Source organism: Streptomyces sp. NRRL F-5755, assembly GCF_001279365.1.
GTDB classification, from domain to species: domain Bacteria; phylum Actinomycetota; class Actinomycetes; order Streptomycetales; family Streptomycetaceae; genus Streptomyces; species Streptomyces rimosus.
In genome coordinates this window covers 38,166-57,693 of sequence record NZ_LGCW01000206.1, presented here as the reverse complement: position 1 = coordinate 57,693, position 19,528 = coordinate 38,166, and the positions used below count along the sequence as shown (strand labels likewise).

The following is a 19,528-nucleotide window of genomic DNA, read 5'->3' as shown; positions in this document are numbered from 1 at the left end:
CGCGCCACGGACCGCGATCACAGGCGCCACCGGTGATCGGAGATGTTCTTCGCGGGGCCGGGGCCGAGCGGAAGCTCAGCTCTCCGGCTCGTCAACCGGGGTCAGACGGCGGCTCCGGGCGCATCAGCTGCCTCGGGAGCCGGTCCGGAGGCCGTTCCGTCCGCCGCCGCGGGCCCTGTCCCGGCAGGGAGGTCCCGCAGTTTCCGCAGCGGAGACAGCAGCAGGGGCACGGGTACGAGCAGGAACCCGGCCGCGCACACCCACACGGCGGCCCGCGAACCGGCCGCCTCCGCGACGGCGCCGCCGGCCAGCGCGCCGAGCGGCATGGTCCCCCAGACCATGAACCGCAGCGTGGCGTTCATCCGGCCCAACAGGGCGTCGGGGCACAGCAGTTGGCGGAAGCTCACCTGGGCGACGTTGTAGACGACGGCACCGAAGAAGACGGCACCGGAGCCCAGCGCGAACCACCCGGCGGCTGCGCCATGGCCGGACAGCGGCCACAGCAGGGCGAACGGCCCGGTGACCACGGGAGCGAGCCAGATGATGCGGGCCTGCCCCAGCCGCCGTGCCACCGGTCCGGCGCACAGCGCCCCGGCCAGTCCGCCGACGGCGGACGCGGACAGCATCAGGCCGAGCACGCCGGGCGGCAGCCCCAGCTCCCGCGTCAGGAACACGGTCTGTACGGCGACGAGCATCGCCGAGAAGAAGTTCGCCACCCCGGTCGTCAGTGCGATCATGCGCAGGACGGGATGCCGCAGCACAAAGGCCAGCCCCTCCTTGACCTGGGCGCCCAGCGACCCGCCCGCGGCCGCCTCCGGCTCCGGTTCCCGGACGCGGATGCCGCGCAGGAACAGGGCCGAGGCGAGGTATCCGGCCGCGTTGGCCAGTACGGCGACCGGCGGGCCGAGCAGCTGGACGATGCCCCCGCCGAGCCCGGGCCCGGCCACCTGCGCGGCCGAACGCGCCGTCTCCAGCGCCCCGTTGCCCGCCACCAGCCGCGGGCCGGGGAGTACCCGCGGCAGGTAGCTCTGGTGGGCGACGTCGAAGAACACGGTGGCCACGCCGGTGACAAAGGCCACCACGTACAGCTGCGCCATCGTCAGGACGTGGCACAGCGCCGCGAGCGGCACGCTGCCCATCGCCACCGCGCGCACCACGTCCGTACGGATCAGCAGCGGCAGCCGCCGGACCCGGTCCACCCAGGCGCCCGCCGGCAGGCCGATGAGCAGGAACGCGGCGGTCTCGGCCGCGGTGAGCAGGCCCACTTCGAAGGCCGAGGCGTGCAGCCCGACGACGGCCACCAGGGGCAGGGCGACCAGGGCTACCTGGGTACCTGCCTGGCTGGCCGCGGCCCCGGCGAGCAGCAGCCGGAAGTCGCGATGGCGGAGGAGCCCGTCGCCGGCGCCGCGGCCGGAGGCTCGTGTGGTGGTCACATGGCTGACATTTGGTGATGAAGAGGGGGCGGGTCAAAACGACCGGAGGCTTTCCGGACAGCTTGCTCCGCATTCCGGACGCTGATCGCAAGTTTTGTCGTAAACCGTCCGTTCTCTCCGGTCCACCCACGCGTGGGGTGACCTGCTACGCCCTCACCAAACGTTCACCGCGCGACCATATTTTCGGCCGTCGAGTGAATGTCTGATTCGCATGGCCGGGTGTGTTCGGGACCCGTAAGGACCGCTGACGTACGCCGCGGAATGTGTTACAGGCCGTGAACCCGGGGTTGCGCGGAGTTCCGCGGGGCCGTGCCCGGCTCCCGGCGGTCCGGCTCCAGAGCCCGGGGCCCCGGCGCCGCGCCCCGGAGACGGCGTCGCCGAAGACCCGTACCGGGGTGGACCGGCAGCCCCGTCCGGCACCGGTCCAGATAGTCCGTGATCTCCTCGTCGTCCCACCCGCCCGCCTCCCGCAGCCCCGACCACAAGTGCGCCAGATAGGCGTCGGTCGGCTGGGTGCGCGCAACCTCGTCCACGTGCCACGGCGCGGTGAAGGTGAGCAGCGGCAGCCCCTCCAGGGTGCCCGGGTGCACCAGCGTCTCGTAGCGGCCGGGACCGAGCTGTGCCCGGCCCCGGTCCAGCGCCTCGGACAGGTCCAGGTCGCCCGCCGGGGCCCGGTTCATCTCCTGGGCCGCGATGTCGGAGAACTGGCCACGCGTCACCAGATGGGCGCGGCCCCACACCTCGCCGGGCCCGTCCGGGTCGTAGAACGCGACGCCGCCCGTCCAGTTCAGCGACTCCAGCGCGAAGTACATGACGCCCGGCAGGACGACCGGCACCGAGCGGGCCGGCGGCCGGGGATCGCGGCAGCCCGGACAGGTCCGCATGCCGCCCGGCGGACGCCCGCCCGTCAAGTAGTGCCGCAGCCGTGCGGCATGCATGTTGGAGCCATAGGACACGTACCAGACCTGCACCGTCTCATCCCCTCACCGCGGGCCCGGGACAAGCCGCGCAACCTTCCCGACCCACATCAACCGACCAAGACACATGACCCGGGCGATCCGTGCGTCATGCCGCACCTCAGGGCAAAAGCCGAGTCGTACGCCATGGTGCGCCCGCCGCTACCGCAGATCGCTGAACGAATCCTGCGGTTTGGTAAAGAAAAGGCTGTGAGCCCTGTTCAGAGTGGGGTGACAGACGACAGGATCCCCCGTGCAGCTCTGTGATCACCGCCGCCCTCGCGCGGCGCTTTATGCAGGGGGACCCCCACGTGAGAAGAACAGCAGCGCTCGGCGCTGCCGGCACCCTGGTGACCGGCACGCTCATAGCCGGAGCCATCGCCGCCACACCCGCCAGCGCGGGCCAGCAGCACCACCGCGGGTCGGCCGAGGACCGCGGCGTGCAGATCGCCGCCGACCGCGCGGCCAAGAAGGGCATCGACTGGCAGACCTGCCCCGCCGACTGGGGGCTGAAGGCTCCCATCCAGTGCGGTTACGTCACCGTCCCGATCGACTACGCCAAGCCCAACGGTCCCACCATCAAGATCGCCGTGGACCGCGTCGGCAACACCGGCAGCAAGACGGAGCGACAGGGCTCCCTCGTCTACAACCCCGGCGGCCCCGGCGGCTCGGGCATGAAGTTCCCGACCCGCGTCACCGGCAAGAACCCGCTGTACGCCAACATGGCCAAGGCGTACGACTTCGTCGGGTTCGACCCGCGCGGCGTCGGCCACTCCGCCCCGATCTCCTGCGCCGACCCGCAGGAGTTCGCCAAGGCGCCCAAGGCCGACCCGGTGCCCGACAGCGAGGCCGACAAGCGCGCCCAGCGCAAGCTGGCCAAGGAGTACGCGCTCGGCTGCAAGGAGCGCAGCGGCGCCCTGCTGAAGCACATGACGACGCCGAACACGGCCCGTGACCTGGACGTGATCCGCGCCGCCCTCGGCGACAAGAAGCTCAACTACCTCGGCGTCTCCTACGGCACCTACCTCGGCGCCGTGTACGCGACGCTCTTCCCGGACCACGTCCGCCGGATGCTGGTCGACTCCGTCGTCAACCCCTCGCGCGAGAGCATCTGGTACCAGGCCAACCTGGACCAGGACGTCGCCTTCGAGACGCGCTGGAGCGACTGGAAGAAGTGGGTCGCCAAGAACGACGCCGCCTACCACATCGGCAACACCGAGGCCAAGGTCCAGGCGAAGTGGGAGCAGCTGCGCGCCACCGCCAAGAAGAACCCGATCGGTGGCGTCGTCGGCCCGGCCGAGCTGATCAACTTCTTCCAGAAGGCGCCCTACTACGACTCCTCGTGGGCCCCGACCGCCCAGGCGTGGAGCGCGTACCTGAAGGGTGACGAGAAGCCGCTGATCCAGGGCGCCGGCCCGGACATGAGCGACATCGCGGGCAACATCGCCTCCGAGAACAGCAACGCGGTCTACACGGCCGTCGAGTGCAACGACGCCAAGTGGCCCACCAGCTGGCGCAAGTGGGACCGGGACAACACCCGCGTCCACCAGAAGGCCCCGTTCATGACCTGGGCCAACGCCTGGATGAACCTGCCCTGCGCCACCTGGCCGGAGAAGCAGCTGACCCCCGTCGACGTCAAGACCGGCAAGGGCCTGCCCAGCGTGCTGATCGTGCAGAGCACCCGCGACGCGGCCACCCCGTTCGAGGGCGCCGTCGAGCTGCACAAGCGCCTCAAGGGCTCGCGCATGATCATCGAGGAGGGCGCCGGCTCGCACGGTGTCACCAGCCTGGTCAACCCCTGCATCAACAACCGGGTCGACACGTACTTCCTCACCGGCAAGACCGACCCCAAGGACGTGACGTGCACCCCGCACGCCACCCCGCAGCCGAGCAAGGCGTAACCGAAAGCCGCGCCACGGCCTAGCCGGTCCCGTGGCCCAGCCGGTCCTACGGCTCGGCCACGTACCGGCACCCCGGGCCCCGCGAGTCCGTCACCAGCTGATGCTGGGCGGGCTTACGGGGCCCGGCGCTGTTCAATGGCGCCCCACGAGCCTCAGGCGCATCGCTCGTTACCTCGGCAGCGCCGCTGCCCAACGTTCCAGTGCGCCGAAATCGTCGGCCGTCAGACCGCGTCGGGGATCGACCCGGTGCAGGAGGGCGGGACCGCCGTGGTGCTCCACTACCCACGCGCGGTCCGCGTTGGTGATCTCGTCGTCGACCCAGGCGAACGCGCGGCCCTTCGCCCACGCGACGATCTCCGGCGTCTTCCAGAACACACCGCTGCCGGGCTCGGGTTCGGGCCGTGGCGAGAGCCACCGTATGAACGGCAGGACGGGCAGCCCCAGGACCGGCGCGACGAAGTCGTTGGCCTCTTCCTCCCACGTCGTCGCCCAGACCAGCTCGAAGGGAAGCGCGGCCAGCGCCGCCCCGTGGCCCGGATTGAGCCACACCCGCAACGGCTTGGCCGGCTTGTTCGGCAGCCCCGCCGCGGCGAGCCGCCGCCCGCTCGGGGCTCAGGTCGCAAGCAAGTGCATCGCCCGTCCCGTCATCGGCTTCGATCTTGACGGGCGGTAGGTTGCCGCCATGTCGGAACTTGCACACGTCGCCTGGCCTCCTGCCCCGATCAAGACGGAGCGCCCCCGACCACGTGATGAGTGCGAGCGCACGTTGCCTGAAGTACCCGAACGCCGCGTCGGGCTTTTCGTGATCGAGCTCGACGGCGCGATGATCGGCACCATCGAGCTCAACCGGCGCGACGCGGAGCGCCGGAGCCATGTCCGTCCGGATGCCGGGGAGGCGGAACTCGGCTACCTGCTCCTGCCACAGGCATGGGGATACGGGTACGCCGCCGAGGCGTGCGCGGCGGTGCTCGGCTGGTTCGCCGACGCGCTTCCCGGCGAGCCGGTGGTGCTCTGCACCCAGACCGCCAACATCCGCTCGATGCGCCTGGCGGCGAAGCTGGGGTTCACCGAGGTGCAGCGGTACGAGGCGTGGGGTGCCGAACAGTGGATGGGCATATGGTCCCCGGCCGCGTCATCCGGCTGAACTCGTGGTTCCACGGCGCGGAACCACGAAGTCACCGATCGGTTGTCGGCGGCCTCACGCGTTCTCAACCGGTCTCTCGCTATTCGTGGCCGAACGCTTTAGTTGACCACTGAGAGTTCGTGCCACGTGGCTGATGGGGCGCGAGGCCGCGCGGAACCACGGCGCTTCGGAGAACAGGCGGGGCGTTCCCGAGCCGTGAAGGCGGTGCTTCACCGGGGCGGGCGGATGCCGTCGATGGCGATGCCGAGCAGTCGGTTCGCCTGGGCGTCGTCATCGTGGTGTTCGGTGGCGAGGGAGATGGCGTTGACGAGGGTGAGGAGGTCTTCGGCGCGTACGTCGGGGCGTACGGTGCCTGCCTGCTGCGCGCGGTGCAGGAGTTCTCCGGCCGCGGCCGAGACGGCCGCCCGGCAACTCTCGTTGTTTTGCAGGAGGTCGGTGTCCCGGCCGTCGTGCAGCAGCGAGGCCGCCAGTCCGCGGCCGGCCGCGGCGTAGGCGTTGAGGTCGCGGAGCCAGGCGAGGAGCGCGTCGCCGGGGCTGCTGCGCGCGGCGTGTTCCCGGGCTCTGGAGCACAGCGCCTCGACGCGGTCGTGGAAGACGACTTCGAGCAGCGAGCGCCGGGAGGGGAAGTGCCGGTGCAGGGTCGCCGATCCCACCCCGGCCCGGCGGGCGATCTCCTCCAGTGAGGCCCCGACGCCGTCCGCGGCGAACACCTCCTGCGCCGCGGCGACGATGCGCGCGTAGTTGCGCCGGGCGTCCACGCGCAGGGGGCGTTGCCGGGCGGACTCGGTCACGGTGACCTCCGGGGGTTGCGAAATGGGGTGGGCCTCCGGTTACTGTAACCCAGCCAAGCGGAGGGCTTCTCCGCTTTTTGGTGAGCGACGGGAGACAACATGCGTGCCGTGCAGTACGACCGTTTCGGTCCGCCCGAGGTGCTACGCGTCCACGAGGTGCCCGTCCCGCAGCCGGGCCCGGGAGACGTGCTCGTCGCAGTCCACGCCGCCGGCGTGGACGCGGGGGAGATCACCTTCCGTTCGGGACGGATGCGCCACATCAACCGGGCACGTTTTCCCCGCGGCATCGGCGGCGACTTCACCGGCCGCGTCGCGGCGACCGGACCGGGCGTCCACGCCTGGCGAGCCGGAGACGCGGTATGGGGGCTGATGCCCCACTTCACCTTCGGCGCCATCGCTGACTACGTCCGCGTCCCCCAGGAGAGGCTGGCCCGCGCACCGAAGAACCTGAGCCTCCTCGAAGCCGCGGCTCTTCCCGTCTCGGGGACCACCGCGCTGACCGCGCTGACGGACAAGGCCCGGCTCGCGAGCGGTGAGCGGCTGCTGGTCCGCGGTGCGACCGGGGGCGTCGGCAGTGTCACCGTACAGCTGGGCAAGGCCCTCGGGGCCCACGTCACCGCCCTGGCCTCGGCCCACAACCTCGACTGGATCACCGCACTCGGAGCCGACGCGGCCCTCGACTACCGCGCCACCCGGCCCGAGGATCTCGGCCGCTTCGACGTCATCGTCGACCTCGTGGGCACCGACCTGGGCGCCTATCAGGCCCGACTGGCCCGGCAGGGGCGCATGGTGGCCCTCGCCTTCGACACGGAGCGCATGCTCACCTCCGTGCTCGGGGCCGGGCTGCGGGCGGCCGTCGCACCCCGGCGGTTCAAACTCTTCAGCAACAACCCCTCGCCGGACCGGATTGCCGAGCTGACCCGCTTCGCCGAGACCGGCCGCGTCCGACCGGTGATCGACGCGGTATTCCCCATGGCCGGCATCGCGGAGGCCCACCGGCGGCTCGAAGCCGGCGGCGTCCGGGGGAAGTACGTGATCGACATGGAACGCGAACGCCCGTAGCCGCGCGAACGCCCGAAACCCGTTGCTGCCGACGCGAACACCACTGGCGGGCCTTGGATACGCGCGGCCGACATAGGAGGGCGGCCGGCGTCGGCCATGCTCACCGGTGGCAGAGGAAGCACCCGTCCCAGAGCGGAAGCGCGCTGAGGATCCGGTGCCGTGAGCATGAGGCGATCGCGCGCTCGTCCGGCCCGGGGAAGCCTGCGGCGAGGTCGGGGCCGTGGACCGGCGCGAAGGATTCGGCCATGGCCTCGAACCGGCGCAGATGGCCGTGGACGGAGGAAGGGGTGTACCCCAGCTCGTTCCAGCGGTGACGGCTCAGCGCGAGGGCCGTGGCGCGCAGCACGAAGCCCTTCGACCGGGCTCGCTCCCGCGCGGTTGCGCCCCATGCGATGTCCTGCAGGTCGAACCCGACAGCCCCTCGTCCCATCACCTGCTGGTCCTGGAGCGTCAAAAGAGCCGCAAAGCGGAAGTCCCACATGGCGTCGGCGAGGTCGGTCACCGCCAGCATCAGCACGTCGATGAACGCTTCGGTGCCGCCGTTGGTCAAGTACAGACTCTGCTTCCCGCCGCTGAAAACGTTCCCCACGAGGACACCGTACGACGGCAGGCCAGCGGGGTGTGGCCGCCGGTCCGTACGCTCGCCGACCGGCGTCAGCGCGGGGCTGTGTCAGTGGCCTGCCCTAAGTTCGTCGCATGAGTTCTTCCCTGAGCGTCCACCTGCTCGACGTGACCGCTACGCGTGCCCTGGTCGGATCCGGCGACAACCAGTTGCTGGAGGTGATACGCGCCGAATTCGGCGACGATCTGGCGCGCGACGACGACTATCACAGCCACGCGATCGAACAAGGCGCCCCCACTTCGGACGAGGCCCTGCGCGCAGTCATCCACGGTGGGCCCTTCAGCGAGAACCGGGACCACGCTTTCCAGTACGGCTACGCCTACAAGCGGCTGTGCTCGCTCACCGGCGCGTTCCTGCCCAACGACTGCTTCACACCGCACAAGGGCGACTGGCTGTCGGTCGTTGACCAGGGCCTGAAGGCTCTGGGCATCACCGCCGTGTCCGTGGAAGCCTTCAGCCACGGCGCCCCGCCCGCTCCACTGCCCTACGCCTTCACCCCAAGCTGTGGCGAGTGGACGCCCGAACACATAGCCCAGGCGCTGGAGCAGTTCGAGACCACCAAGCGCGCGGTCGATGAATCGGGGCAGGCCCCGCCGCTGGAGCCCGAGGTCGTGGATGCCGTCATGCAGTGCCTCGGCTGGATGCGGCACGCAGAGGCACGGCCCGGCTTCGGCATCATCGGCTTCCGCTCCTGACGGCACGCCCTCCCGCCCGCTTCCCTCACAGCCCGAGCACCCCCAGGCCGCTCTTCCCGGGCTCGAAGACCTCTGCGGCGCTGATCAGAACCAACGGTGACGCACGCACCAGGCGCCCCGTGCAGATGAGGTGCGCCAAGACAGTCGCCTCCCGGTGCGCCCGTCCACCGGTCTCCCTTTCCCCCGGAAATGCTCGAACGTAAGTTCTTTTGTTGCTATATGCTCCCGCTGTCACCACGCGACCACCTCCGTCCCCGCCGTGACGCAGCACGGTGCCGGGGCATGAGGTGAGTCGGTCACGTCATCGAGCTGGGGGGCCAGTGAAGAGACCCACGAAGACCGCTTTGACGCTGGGTACGGCAGGAATCGCGCTGTTCGCCACCATGGCGCCCGCCGCAAACGCCGCCCCGGCGTCACCGCACGCGCGTTACACCGAAGCGCACATAGCCGCCATGGCCCCGGAAAAGCAGGCGAAACTGCTCGCGCCCCTGCGCGCGATAGCCGACGCGGCCGACCGCGCCGGTTCGGGCAGTCAGGCGGACATCTACGCCGGAGTACGCATCGACGCTCCCCGGGAAACCGTCCACGTCTACCTGACCGACCTGTCCCGGGCCGCGAAGTTCATCAAAGCCGCGTCGGCCCTGGACCGCCGGATCGACACCGGCAAAATCACCATCGTGAAAGCCGGCCACACCCGGCAGGAGATGCACGAAGTCCGTGACCGGCTGCTCGCCCAGGAAAAGGCCGGGGAACTGCCGTACAAAATCCACACGGTGGCGGTCGCGGCCGACGCCTCGACGCTGGAAGTAGCGGTGGACAAGCCCGACGTGGCGGCCAAGACGTCGGCCGCCGCGCGACGGAATCCCCATGCGCGCAGCCTCGCCCCGGCGACCGACGTCCCGGTGGCCTTCAAACAGGGACAGCGCATATCCCCCGCCGCCCGGACCTGGGCCGACGTGAGGTGGAAGGACGGCACGCCGTTCATCGCCGGTGATGTGCTCACCGACGGTTCGCAGTACTGCTCGGCCGGGCTCCCGGCCGTACGCAAGAGCGACAACAAGCCGGTCATGGTGACCGCCGCCCACTGTTTCGCCAACGGCCTGAAGATATACACCGGGTCGGGCACCACCCCCACGTTCGGCAAGTTCTACGACGGACTCAACGGCCAGCGCGGCAATTACGTCGGCACGGTCAACGGCGTATCGACGAACTGGGACGCCGAACAGCTCATCGGCACCGACAACAACGCCGACGTGAGCGAGACGACCGGCTACAAGCCCGTCACCGGCGTCGCCTACTCGCACAACGGCGACTTCGTCTGCCAGAACGGCGCCGCGTCCTTCTTCATGAAGCAGGAAACCGTCTGCGGCATCAAGGTCGTCAACGACGACATCACCTACACCCTGGACACCGGCTGGAAGGTCCGCGGCGTCGAGGGAACCCGGCTGCCCGGCAATCCCTGGACCGTGGCGCACGGCGACAGCGGCTCGATGGTCTACACGTCAAACGGCTCCGCACGCCAGGCACGCGGCATCGTCTCGGCACTGGCAAGCCCGTACCAGACCAACGCCGGCAGCTACATGTACTGGACCGAGGCGACGGACATCTTCAACCACTTCGGCCTGAAGCTCAACCCGAAGACGTAATCGCGGGCCGGCAGTATCCCGTACGGCCATGAGGCGACCCAATACCTCACGGCCGTACGGGCCTGCCCTAACCCAATTCAGTCCTCGGCGCGCTGAGTCACCGCCGCATCCGTACGGTCGCCGGGAAACTCGTACCAGCGGCGATGCAGGCAGACGAACCGCACATCGGCGCAGACCAGGCGCATGAAGCCGGAGACGGTCTCGGCCAGCCGTTCCTGGGCCCCGGGGTGGGCGAGGCGGCCGTCGTCGGTGAAGCCCTCGTGCGCGCGGGGCAGGCTGAACATGTCGGGATAGACGCGCGTCCCCAGATGTTCCAGCGGGACCCGTAACGCCCACAGGCCACGGTTGCCGCCGATCATCGACGGCGAGGACGACAGCAGCAGTGCGTGCTTGGTCTTGAACGGCTGTGGTCGCACCCGCGACACCCAGTCGATGGCGTTCTTGAGCGGTCCCGGGACCGACGCGTTGTATTCGGGGGAGGAGATGACGAAGGCGTGGCACTGCCTGATCCGCTCGGACAGGGCCAGGGCCCCCGGGGGCAGCCCTTCGGCGTCCTCCACGTCACCGTCGTACAGGGGCATGGCGAAATCGCGCATCCTGGCCAGGTCGGCCTCGGCACCGCCGTCGGCGACCAGGCCCGCCGTCAGGGAGGCCAGCCGCGCGTTGGTGGAGTCGGTGCGCAGGGCCGCACCGAAGACCAGGACCCGAATGGCAGCCGGTGCGAGGTCTGCGTTCATCACGTGGTCCCTTCCGTCGGGCGCCGGTCACGTCAGTCAGTCTGGCCCGGCCGGCTCCGCCGGATAAGCGCCGGCCAGGCCGAAGGACATCGCACCGATCGTCACCGGCGAATGCGTCGCATCACGTCCAGTACCGCACGATCAGCACGGTGGCGGCGGTCAGCCCGATGACCACCACGCACGCGCGCAGGACCGTGGGCGGCATCCGCCGGGCGACGCGGGCGCCGATCTGGCCGCCGAGGAGGGACCCGGCCGTCAGGAGCAGGGCCGGCAGCCAGGCGATCGGCGCGATCAGGATGAACAGGAGGGCGGCGACGGCGTTGATCACGCCGATGCAGATGTTCTTGATGCCGTTGAGGCTCTGGATGTCCTCGTCGAGGAGCAGGCCGAAGAGGGCGAGCAGGACGACACCGGCCGCGGCGCCGAAGTAGCCGCCGTACACGCCCGCGCCGAAGATGCCCGCCCAGAGGAAGGGCCCGCCTTCGGCGGCGACGGCCCGCCACTTTCCCCGGTCACCGTTACGGGTCTCGCCCCCGTCGCGGTCCACCGTCCGTGCGGACCGGGCGAGTCTCTTCTTGAGCCAAGGCTGAGCCATGACCATCAGGCTGGCGATCAGCACCAGGGCCGGGACGATGGCGTTGAACGCGGCGGCAGGCAGGACGACGAGTCCCAGCGCACCGACGACGGCCCCCAGGAGCGATACGGCGCCGAACAGCGTGATCCGGTGGCGCTGGCCCTTGAGTTCGTGGCGGTATCCGTAGGCTCCGCTGAAGTTGCCGGCGACCAGGCCCACCGTGTTCGACATGTTCGCCAGGACGGGCGGGAGACCGCAGGCGATCAGCACGGGGAAGGTCAGCAGGGTGCCCGAACCGACGATGGTGTTGATGATTCCGGCGAGAACGCCGCTGGTCAGCACCAGGGTCACGGTCAGTGCGCTGACCGTCATCAGGCCGCCGTGCCGAGGAAGCGCCGGAAGCGCCGGGCGACCTCGTACGGTGTGACGGTGGGGCGGCCCAGATCCGTGCGGGAGCCCGGGCTGATCCGCGCGTGGATCAGGTGCGGGCCCGGGGAGGCCAGTGCGCGGGAGAACGCTTCGGCGAAGCCCCGCAGGTCGTCGCTGACGGCGGCGTGCCGGTAGCCGCAGGCGAGGGCGATGCGGGCGAAGCCGACACCGGCGGAGACGGTGGCCTGGCCGCCGGTGGAGTCGTGGACCTCGTTGTCGATCACCACGTGGACGAGGTTATCGGGTCGGGCGGCGCCGATGGTGGCCATGGCGCCGAGTTTCATCAGCGCCGCCCCGTCGCCGTCCAGGACGACGACGGGCCGCGGTGTGTTCAGTGCGGCGCCCAGGCCCAGCGCGCCGGCGCACCCCATGGAGCCGACCAGGTAGAAGTGCTGTTCGCGGTCGGCCAGGGTGAACAGTTCGCGTCCGCACTTGCCGGTACCGGCGATGACCGCCGCCTCGGGCGGAACGGCGGCGAGTACGGACTCCAGCACGCTCGCGCGGGTCGGACGCCGGGCACCGCGGGTGTGGTCCGCCGGTGCGGCCCCGTCGCCATGGCGTGCGGGCGGGGTCTGGTCGAGTGGTCCGTCCGCGGCCACCGTTCCCTTCTCCATGATCAGCGCGGTGGGCAGCTCGGTGGTGGCCATGAGCTTCCCGGCTTCCTCCAGCGAGCCTTCGATCTCCTCCGTCCGGTCGGGAAAGGGACGGTGGGAGATGCCGATCACGCTCAGCAGGTCGTGCGTGACGCGGCCCATCACCTCGTGCTGGGGCTCGTCCTTGACGCCGGGCCGGCCGCGCCACGTGCACACGAGCAGCAGCGGGATGCGAAACGGGTGACACAAGGAGGTCAGCGGATTGACCATGTTGCCGAGTCCCGAGTTCTGGCACATCACCACCGGCTGCCGCCCCGCCAGCCAGGCGCCGGCGGCGAGCCCGACGGCCTCGCCCTCGCTGGTGGCGCCCAGATAGCGCAGCTCGCGGCGGCTGATCGCACCGTTGATCAGCGGGGTGAGGAAGGAGCACGGGACTCCGGTGTAGAAGTCGAGCCCGCGGCGCCGGGCCGCGTCGAGGAACTGCCCGGCCCGGATCATGAGGCGTTCCTCCTGGGGGCCGGGGCAGGGTCGGCCGGCAGGTACCGGCGGGACGCGTCGTCGAGTTCGCCGTAGTCCAGGAAGTCGAAGACCTCCTGCACCGGGACCAGGTCCTGCTCCACGTCGCTGACCCGCTGCTTCCTGAAGACCTCTTCGCTGACCTCGCGCATGGCGCGCATCGAGGCGCGCATGTTCTGGTTCGCCCAGATCAGCGTCGAGATGCCGGCCCGCTCGAAGGTGTCGACGCCGACCGACCGGTGGTAGGTGGTGGGCGTGATGACCAGTGGGGACCTGCGTCCCCATTCCCTGGCGAAGGCCAGTACCTCCTTGCCGTCCTTGCGCTTGGAGTGGATGAAGACGGCGTCCGCCCCGGCCTGCCGGTACGCCTCCGCCCGGCCGAGCGCCTCGGCGAGCGAGAAGCCGGACACCAGCGCCTCGACCCGGGCGATGACACAGAAATCGTCGTCGGTCTGGCTGTCCTTGCACGCGGCGATCTTCCCGCGGAACTCGTCGGTGTCCGCCAGGGGCTGGCGGTCGCCGATGAACGAGTTGGTCTTGGGGAACAGCTTGTCCTCGATGCAGACCCCCGCTACGCCCAGTCGGCACAGCTGCCGTACGAAGCGCCGGGCGTTGTTGAAGTTGCCGTACCCGGTGTCCCCGTCGACCATGATCGGGATGCGGGTGGCATCGGCCATGTAGGCGACGGTGTCGAGCACTTCGCCCGCGCTGACCTCGTTGCTGTCCCGTACGCCGAGCGCGGTGGAGATGGAGAAGCCGGAGGCCCAGATCCCCGAGAACCCGACGTCCTCCACGATGCGTGCGGACAGGCCGTTGTGCGCTTCCATCAGGAAGCCGAGGCTCCGTGAGCGCAGGAGTTCGCGCATCATGGTGGTCTTGGCGGTGGTGGGCGTGTGGTGATTGTGGTGCACGAGGTACTCCCGTTGGATGCTGCTTTCGATGTCGCCCACGGGCCGGAGCGCCTGCGGACGCCTGTGTGGTTGTGGTGCCAGGGGGTCTCAGGTGGTCGTGGTGGGCTCGTAACCCCAGTCCGCGCGGTCCCGCCGGGCGCGGCGCAGGGTCTGCGGCCGCCGGACGGTCTGCGTCAGCTCCAGGTGTTCGAGGTAGCCGTAGCCCTCCCCGTTGCCGAGTTTGATCAGCGCGCCGGTGCCGCTGAACCCGTGGGGCACGCACGGTCCGACCCACAGGCTGTCGTCGGGGGCGAGCTGCTGCTCGTGTACGGTGCCGTGCTCGTCGGCCCACCAGGCGGTCGGGGCCCCGCGGGTCGCGAGATAGTGGGCGGCCCCGTGGTCGAACAGGTCGAGCGCGCGGGTGTCGGCGCGGTCCACGGAGAGGTAGAGCCCCATGATGTCGGGCAGTTGGGGCGCGCCGGCCATGGAAGCGGCGCGGTAGGCGCCGAATTCCCGGATGGAGGCGATACCGTCCTCGACCGAGCACCACGTCTTGCCGATCTCGTCGTGCACCGGCTCGGCGGGCAGCAGCAGCCGGTGGTCGACGCCGAGTACGGGACCGATGCGCCGCAGGTCGGCCAGGCCGAGCGCGTCGCCGTCACCGGACAGGCAGGCCGCGATCTTCCGTTTCGGGACGCCGGTGGCGGCGGCCAGCGAGGCGGCGGTGTGCGCCCGGCGGCGCAGGGCGATGGCGAGCACGGCGGCCTGCCCGTCGGCGGACCAGTCCTCGACGAACCGGTCGTAGGAGGCGTCGGTCCATTCGTTGGCCCGCGACAGCAGCGCGTGCAGGTTCGACTTGCAGGTGTAGGAGATGATCCGGGCGGGCTCTTGGCCGGCCAGCGAGTAGCTGTGCGGCCGGTAGGAGGGTTCGAGGTAGGAGTCGCCGATGATCCAGGCGTGTTCGGGGTCCCGGTTGGCCTTCAGGACGGCCCACGTCAGCTCGTTGATCTCCTCGCCCCAGCGGCCGTGAATGTCGCCGGGCCCGATGTTCACGGTGATGGCCGGTTCCAGATGGCCGTTGTTGAGCTTCGGCAGCCGTCCTGCGGGACACAGAATGTCCAGGATTACGGGAGCGATGTACCCCGAGGGAGCCGGCAGCGAATAGTAGTTGTAGAAATGAAAGCCGTCGCGCTGCACCGCGCGCCGGGTCGCAGCCGTGTCGGCACGGCTCTGGAAAAGGGCGGCGGGCTGCCGCGCCCGTCCCACGGCGAGCTCTTCGACAGGGACATCCAAAGACTCGGCAAGTTTACGGATCTCGGCCCCGGAGAGTTCCAGGCTCTCTTCCACGGTGTCCGGGCGCAGATCGAGCGCGATGCCGGTACGGTCCTGCACATGTTCCGGGGTGAGTTTGCGTGCGTTGAGCCAGTGCATGAGTTTGTACGGATCGATGGTGGGCGGATTCGGCACGATGGCCTCCGGGGTCCTGTGTCCTGTTTTTTGTTTCCTGAGTCTTGGGTCCTGGTTGCTGTTACCGGTCGCTGTTTCCCGGTCAGCGGGTGCTCTCCGCGTGCAGCAAGGCGGTGAGCTGTTCACGGCTCATGTGCCGGGGGTTGTTGTCGAAGCGGTTGTACGTCACCACGTCGTCGGCGAGCGCGTGTACGTCGATGTGGTCGAGCCCGCGCAAGGTGGGAAGGCCTAGCCGTCCCAGGAGTACGTCCAGGCGCTGGTGTGCTTCGGCCGGATCCCGCGCGTCGAGCCGGTGGCACACGGAGCGCAGCACACTCGTCACGTGCTCCGGGCCCCGGGGATCACGGCAGTCCTGCGCCGTGACGGCGACGTTGAACCTCAGGACGGCACCGAGGGTGAGAGCGCAGGCGTGGCCGTGCGGGATGCCGTGGCGCAGGGTCATCGGATACGAGACGGCGTGCGGGACGGTGGTCCGGGTGCCGGCGATGGCCAGTCCGGCGAAGACGCTCGCGCAGCTCAGTACGGTGCGCGCCGCCTCGTCGCCGGGATCCACCAGAACGGCCTCCAGCCCCTCGGCGGCCAAACGGACGGCGGGCACACTGAAGCGCAGCGATTCGGCGTCGGCGGCGACCGCCCAACTGGACTCCATCGCCTGGGCCAGCGCGTCCAGGCCGCAGCTGCGCCACACGCTGTCCGGCGAGCTCATCGTCAGCAGCGGGTCGACGATCGCGAGATCGGGAAAGAGCGCTTCGTGGTCCAGCGCCCGTTTGCGCTGCTCACGCTCGTCCCACACGGTCGCCGTACGAGTGACCTCCGCACCGCTGCCCGCCGTCGTCGGTACGGCGACCAGTCCGGTACCGCGCGGCCCGCCGGGAGGAGCTGCGACGGGGCCTGATTTCGGGTCCACCGCCTCGGCAACGGACCGCTCACCGCCCGCCAGCAGGGCCACGGCCTTTCCGGTGTCCAGTACGCTTCCGCCGCCGATCGCCACCACACCGTCGACCCGGTGCTGCCGCGCGATATCGAGTACGTGCTGCATGCTCTCCGGCGTCGGATTGGCGCGCGGATTCTCCACCACCACCGCCGTACCCAGACGCCGGCAGGCCGCGACCACCGCCGCCAGCCAGGGCTTGACGGCCGCCTCCCGGCCGGTGAGCACCATGGGCCGGTGGAATTCCCGTACTCCCAGCCGGTGCCGGATCACCGTATCCAGCGTGTGGGCGGCGCCGCGGCCGAAGACCACTCGCGTCGGTACGTAGCAGGGCACGGGAAGAGCCACGGAGTGGTCTGCGGCCCCCAGCAGCTGCCGGACATCCGCTTCCCGGTGGGGCAGTTCGGTGATCGCCACGATGCTCCTCTCGCCACCAGCGCCCGCTAGGCCAGGCGGCCGAACAGCGGCGGCTGTCCGGTCAGCAGGACGCGCCGGATCTCCTCGGCGACCCGCAGCCGCTGGCTGCGCTCCGAGGCGTCCGACAGGAACGCCCGGTGCGCGGTGACCACGGTGTGGGGCAGGGTGAGGATTTCCTTGTTCACCGGGTGGTCGCAGGGATTCTCCGGGGTGAACACGTCCGAGCCGTAGCCGCCCAGCCGCCCGTCCCGCAGGCGCTCCAGCACCGCTTCGGGCTGTACCAGCCCGCCCCGCGCGGTATTGACCAGCAAGGCGCCGTGCCGCAAGGGTCGCAGCGACACGTCGTTGATCATGTGCCGTGTGCTGTCGTCCAACGGGGCGTGCAGCACGACGGCGTCCGCGTCGAAGAACAGCTCGTCCAGCGAGGGCCGTCCCTGGACCCCGTAGCCGCGCATCAGATCGTCGTGTACGTAGGGGTCGTAGGCCAGCACCCGCTGATAGAGGGGCTGGAGTTTACGGCTGGTGGCCCGGCCGATGCGCCCGAAGCCGACGATGCCGACACTGAGGTCACCGGTACGCCGGGGAACGCCACCGGCGTGGATGCTCCACCGCCCCGCTCTGACCAGGCCGTCCTGGGCGATCAGCTTGCGTTCCAGCGCCAGCAGCATCGCCACGGTGTGGCTGCTGACCTCATCGACGCAGTAGTCGGGCACGTTAAAACCGAGGATGCCGTGGCGTTCCAGCAGCCCGGCGTTGAGATTGTCGGTACCGACGCCCTGGCGGGCGACGACCCGGCAGTCAGGCTTCAGCAGGTCGACGACCTCTTGGGTGATCTGCGCGCGATAGATGGCGACCGCGTCGGCCCCGTGCAGGGCCTCCAGGAACGCGTCGCCGGAGACATCGAAGGCACCGTCCCGGTACGGACCGAACCGCATCTGAATGTCCGTGCCGTACACCTCGCGCTCGACGTCGGCGCGATCACTGTCCACGGCACCATCGGGGCCGATCACCCAAGCGGGGTCGGTATAGAGGACGACAGGCATGACGGCATCACCTCACTGAGCGTTGGCGCGAAGACGGATGTCTCCGGTGATGCGGCGGCGCCGGTTACAGCACCAGGGTCTTGAGGCGGGTCATCTCCCGCATGGCGTAGCGCACGCCCTCGCGCCCGTGGCCGCTGTCCTTGACCCCGCCGAAGGGGATGTTGGGCGACTCGAACTGCGGGCCGCCGTTGACGATGACGGCGCCGACCTGCAACTCGCGGGCGGCCCGCATCGCGTCGTCGATCCGCTGGGTGAACACCCCGGCCTGCAGGCCGACCCGGCCGGCGTTCAGGTAGTCGACCGCGTCGGCAAGGTCCTTGACCCGCACCAGCGGGGCACAGGGTCCGAAGGTCTCCTCGCACACCAGCGGTGCGCCGCGGTCGACGTGATCCAGCACCGTCGGCCAGAACTGCGCCCCACGGCGCCGCCCCCCGGCCAGCACCCGCGCACCGCCGCCCACCGCCTCCGCCACCCGCCGCTCCACCCGTACGGCCGCCGGCTCGTCGATCAGTGTGCCGATGTCGGTACCGGGGTCGCGCGGATCGCCCACCACCAGCCGCTCGGTGGCTTCTACCAGCATGTCGGCGAACTCGTCGGCGACCTGTTCCTGCACCAGAATCCGCTTCACTCCGCGGCACGACTGCCCTGCCGTCGCGTACGCACCCGCAGCGGCGGCGCTGACCGCCGCGGACAGATCGGCATCGTCGGCCACGATCAGCGCACCGCTGTCCCCCAACTCGAAGGCGCTGCGGATCATGCCGATACGGCGGGCGATCCGCTGCCCGACCGCGGCGCTGCCCGTGAATGTCACCATGTCGATGTACTCGCAGCTCACCAGCGCCTCGCCGACCTCCAGCGGGTCCCCGGTGACCAGCGCGATCATCCCGGGCGGCAGCCCGCTGTCCAGCAGCGCCCGGACGAACAGCCCGGCGGTCAACGGCGCCTTCTCCGACGGCTTGACGATCACACTGTTGCCTGCCGCCACGGCGGGCACCACTTTGGTGACGACCTGATTGAGCGGACGGTTGAACGGAGTGATCGCGCAAATCAGCCCGAGCGGTTCGGGCAGCGTCACGGCCAGTCTGCGGGCCGTGTAATCCGTGACATCCGTCGCGATGCTCTCGCCGGTCAGCCGCTTCGCCTCTTCGCCACCGAAACGCAGTTGCGCGACCGCGCGCCGCACCTCGCTCACCGCGTCCTTGTGGGTATTCCCGGTCTCCTCGACGATCGACCGGACGAAAACCTCGGCAGAATTCTGGATCTCATCCGCGGTACGCAGAAGAACGGCACCGCGCTCATGGGCCGACGCCTCACACCGAAACCTGCCGGCAGCCCGCGCGGCAGCCACCGCCTGCCCCGCCTCGGCCCGCGCCATGTGCCCCACCGTTTCCCCGGTGTACGGGTTGAGCACATCGGCCACCCGGTCGACCGACGACCAGCGCCCTTCGCTGAAAATCGCATTCACGGCAGCGCTCATCGCCTTCCCTTGCCTGGGGTGTTTCCCGTGGACACTTCGCCACATCACTTGAATTCAGGGTATGCGTAACCCGGCGTTCAACGTCAAGTAAAGTTTGCTTTGAATGTGGGTGATGTGTGGCTGGTGGATGGTTGTCGGAGGGAGGTGGGCGGTAGGTTTATATGCCTCCATTTCGGCGGGGGGTTGGAGTTAATGGCGGAGATA

The 19,528-nt window shown here is 69.9% G+C and carries 18 protein-coding genes; 5 read left to right on the top strand and 13 right to left on the bottom strand.

What is annotated here, in order from left to right; translation table 11 throughout:
• Positions 1–101: 101 nt before the first annotated feature.
• On the bottom strand, positions 102–1,433 hold the full coding sequence (locus ADK86_RS17775) for an MFS transporter (protein ID WP_053697454.1): 1,332 nt from the start codon (positions 1,431–1,433) through the stop codon (positions 102–104).
• A 266-nt stretch (positions 1,434–1,699) separates the two neighbouring features.
• Positions 1,700–2,371 (bottom strand): histone deacetylase, encoded by a 672-nt coding sequence (locus ADK86_RS17770; protein WP_234345914.1) that lies wholly within the window; start codon positions 2,369–2,371, stop codon positions 1,700–1,702.
• A gap of 329 nt (positions 2,372–2,700) precedes the next feature.
• Between ADK86_RS17770 and ADK86_RS17765 the strand changes: the two genes are divergently transcribed.
• Positions 2,701–4,290 (top strand): alpha/beta hydrolase, encoded by a 1,590-nt coding sequence (locus ADK86_RS17765; RefSeq protein ID WP_063789027.1) that lies wholly within the window; start codon positions 2,701–2,703, stop codon positions 4,288–4,290.
• A 168-nt stretch (positions 4,291–4,458) separates the two neighbouring features.
• On the opposite strand, the gene ADK86_RS17760 is transcribed toward ADK86_RS17765, so the two are convergent.
• Positions 4,459–4,839: a hypothetical protein gene (locus ADK86_RS17760; RefSeq protein ID WP_420718860.1), complete on the bottom strand. Its 381-nt coding sequence runs from the start codon at positions 4,837–4,839 to the stop codon at positions 4,459–4,461.
• Positions 4,840–4,972: 133 nt separating this feature from the next.
• Here ADK86_RS17760 and ADK86_RS17755 point away from each other — a divergent pair, with 133 nt between their 5' ends.
• Positions 4,973–5,434 carry a GNAT family N-acetyltransferase gene (locus ADK86_RS17755; protein WP_053697452.1) on the top strand — a complete coding sequence of 154 codons (462 nt, stop codon included), beginning with the start codon at positions 4,973–4,975 and terminating at the stop codon, positions 5,432–5,434.
• Between the two features lie 209 nt (positions 5,435–5,643).
• On the opposite strand, the gene ADK86_RS17750 is transcribed toward ADK86_RS17755, so the two are convergent.
• Positions 5,644–6,225: a TetR/AcrR family transcriptional regulator gene (locus ADK86_RS17750; RefSeq protein ID WP_053697451.1), complete on the bottom strand. Its 582-nt coding sequence runs from the start codon at positions 6,223–6,225 to the stop codon at positions 5,644–5,646.
• A 99-nt stretch (positions 6,226–6,324) separates the two neighbouring features.
• Between ADK86_RS17750 and ADK86_RS17745 the strand changes: the two genes are divergently transcribed.
• Positions 6,325–7,287, top strand: a complete 963-nt coding sequence (locus ADK86_RS17745; protein WP_053697450.1) for an NAD(P)-dependent alcohol dehydrogenase — start codon at positions 6,325–6,327, stop codon at positions 7,285–7,287.
• Between the two features lie 100 nt (positions 7,288–7,387).
• Here ADK86_RS17745 and ADK86_RS17740 read toward each other — a convergent pair whose 3' ends face one another.
• The gene (locus ADK86_RS17740) at positions 7,388–7,837 is read right to left on the bottom strand and encodes a hypothetical protein (RefSeq protein ID WP_324611397.1); all 450 of its coding nucleotides are present in this window, start codon (positions 7,835–7,837) and stop codon (positions 7,388–7,390) included.
• Positions 7,838–7,983: 146 nt separating this feature from the next.
• Between ADK86_RS17740 and ADK86_RS17735 the strand changes: the two genes are divergently transcribed.
• Positions 7,984–8,604 carry a DUF7691 family protein gene (locus ADK86_RS17735; protein ID WP_053697448.1) on the top strand — a complete coding sequence of 207 codons (621 nt, stop codon included), beginning with the start codon at positions 7,984–7,986 and terminating at the stop codon, positions 8,602–8,604.
• 320 nt (positions 8,605–8,924) lie between these two features.
• Positions 8,925–10,250: a S1 family peptidase gene (locus ADK86_RS17730; RefSeq protein WP_234345913.1), complete on the top strand. Its 1,326-nt coding sequence runs from the start codon at positions 8,925–8,927 to the stop codon at positions 10,248–10,250.
• 77 nt (positions 10,251–10,327) lie between these two features.
• Here ADK86_RS17730 and ADK86_RS17725 read toward each other — a convergent pair whose 3' ends face one another.
• From ADK86_RS17725 to ADK86_RS17690, 8 genes are all read right to left on the bottom strand, one after another.
• Positions 10,328–10,987, bottom strand: a complete 660-nt coding sequence (locus ADK86_RS17725) for an NADPH-dependent FMN reductase (RefSeq protein WP_053697446.1) — start codon at positions 10,985–10,987, stop codon at positions 10,328–10,330.
• Positions 10,988–11,108: 121 nt separating this feature from the next.
• Positions 11,109–11,933: a sulfite exporter TauE/SafE family protein gene (locus ADK86_RS17720; protein ID WP_053697445.1), complete on the bottom strand. Its 825-nt coding sequence runs from the start codon at positions 11,931–11,933 to the stop codon at positions 11,109–11,111.
• Positions 11,933–13,081 (bottom strand): phosphonopyruvate decarboxylase, encoded by a 1,149-nt coding sequence (aepY, locus tag ADK86_RS17715; RefSeq protein ID WP_053697444.1) that lies wholly within the window; start codon positions 13,079–13,081, stop codon positions 11,933–11,935. Before aepY ends, ADK86_RS17720 begins: the two co-directional genes overlap by 1 nt.
• Positions 13,078–14,049, bottom strand: a complete 972-nt coding sequence (aepX, locus tag ADK86_RS17710) for a phosphoenolpyruvate mutase (protein ID WP_078952095.1) — start codon at positions 14,047–14,049, stop codon at positions 13,078–13,080. Before aepX ends, aepY begins: the two co-directional genes overlap by 4 nt.
• A gap of 48 nt (positions 14,050–14,097) precedes the next feature.
• Positions 14,098–15,456, bottom strand: coding sequence for a histidine kinase (locus tag ADK86_RS17705; protein ID WP_234345912.1), 1,359 nt, complete (start codon positions 15,454–15,456; stop codon positions 14,098–14,100).
• Between the two features lie 82 nt (positions 15,457–15,538).
• The gene (locus ADK86_RS17700; protein WP_053697443.1) at positions 15,539–16,804 is read right to left on the bottom strand and encodes a phosphonoacetaldehyde reductase; all 1,266 of its coding nucleotides are present in this window, start codon (positions 16,802–16,804) and stop codon (positions 15,539–15,541) included.
• A gap of 26 nt (positions 16,805–16,830) precedes the next feature.
• On the bottom strand, positions 16,831–17,847 hold the full coding sequence (locus ADK86_RS17695; protein ID WP_053697442.1) for a C-terminal binding protein: 1,017 nt from the start codon (positions 17,845–17,847) through the stop codon (positions 16,831–16,833).
• 64 nt (positions 17,848–17,911) lie between these two features.
• Positions 17,912–19,324 carry an aldehyde dehydrogenase family protein gene (locus ADK86_RS17690; protein ID WP_234345911.1) on the bottom strand — a complete coding sequence of 471 codons (1,413 nt, stop codon included), beginning with the start codon at positions 19,322–19,324 and terminating at the stop codon, positions 17,912–17,914.
• Between the last annotated feature and the right edge of the window lie 204 nt (positions 19,325–19,528).

Coding starts and splice junctions, on each gene's coding strand:
- ADK86_RS17770 (WP_234345914.1), bottom strand. CDS start 2,371: ATGCATGCCGCACGGCTGCGGCACTACTTGACGGGCGGGCGTCCGCCG.
- ADK86_RS17755 (WP_053697452.1), top strand. CDS start 4,973: ATGTCGGAACTTGCACACGTCGCCTGGCCTCCTGCCCCGATCAAGACG.
- ADK86_RS17745 (WP_053697450.1), top strand. CDS start 6,325: ATGCGTGCCGTGCAGTACGACCGTTTCGGTCCGCCCGAGGTGCTACGC.
- ADK86_RS17735 (WP_053697448.1), top strand. CDS start 7,984: ATGAGTTCTTCCCTGAGCGTCCACCTGCTCGACGTGACCGCTACGCGT.
- ADK86_RS17725 (WP_053697446.1), bottom strand. CDS start 10,987: ATGAACGCAGACCTCGCACCGGCTGCCATTCGGGTCCTGGTCTTCGGT.
- ADK86_RS17720 (WP_053697445.1), bottom strand. CDS start 11,933: ATGACGGTCAGCGCACTGACCGTGACCCTGGTGCTGACCAGCGGCGTT.
- aepY (WP_053697444.1), bottom strand. CDS start 13,081: ATGATCCGGGCCGGGCAGTTCCTCGACGCGGCCCGGCGCCGCGGGCTC.
- ADK86_RS17695 (WP_053697442.1), bottom strand. CDS start 17,847: ATGCCTGTCGTCCTCTATACCGACCCCGCTTGGGTGATCGGCCCCGAT.
- ADK86_RS17690 (WP_234345911.1), bottom strand. CDS start 19,324: ATGAGCGCTGCCGTGAATGCGATTTTCAGCGAAGGGCGCTGGTCGTCG.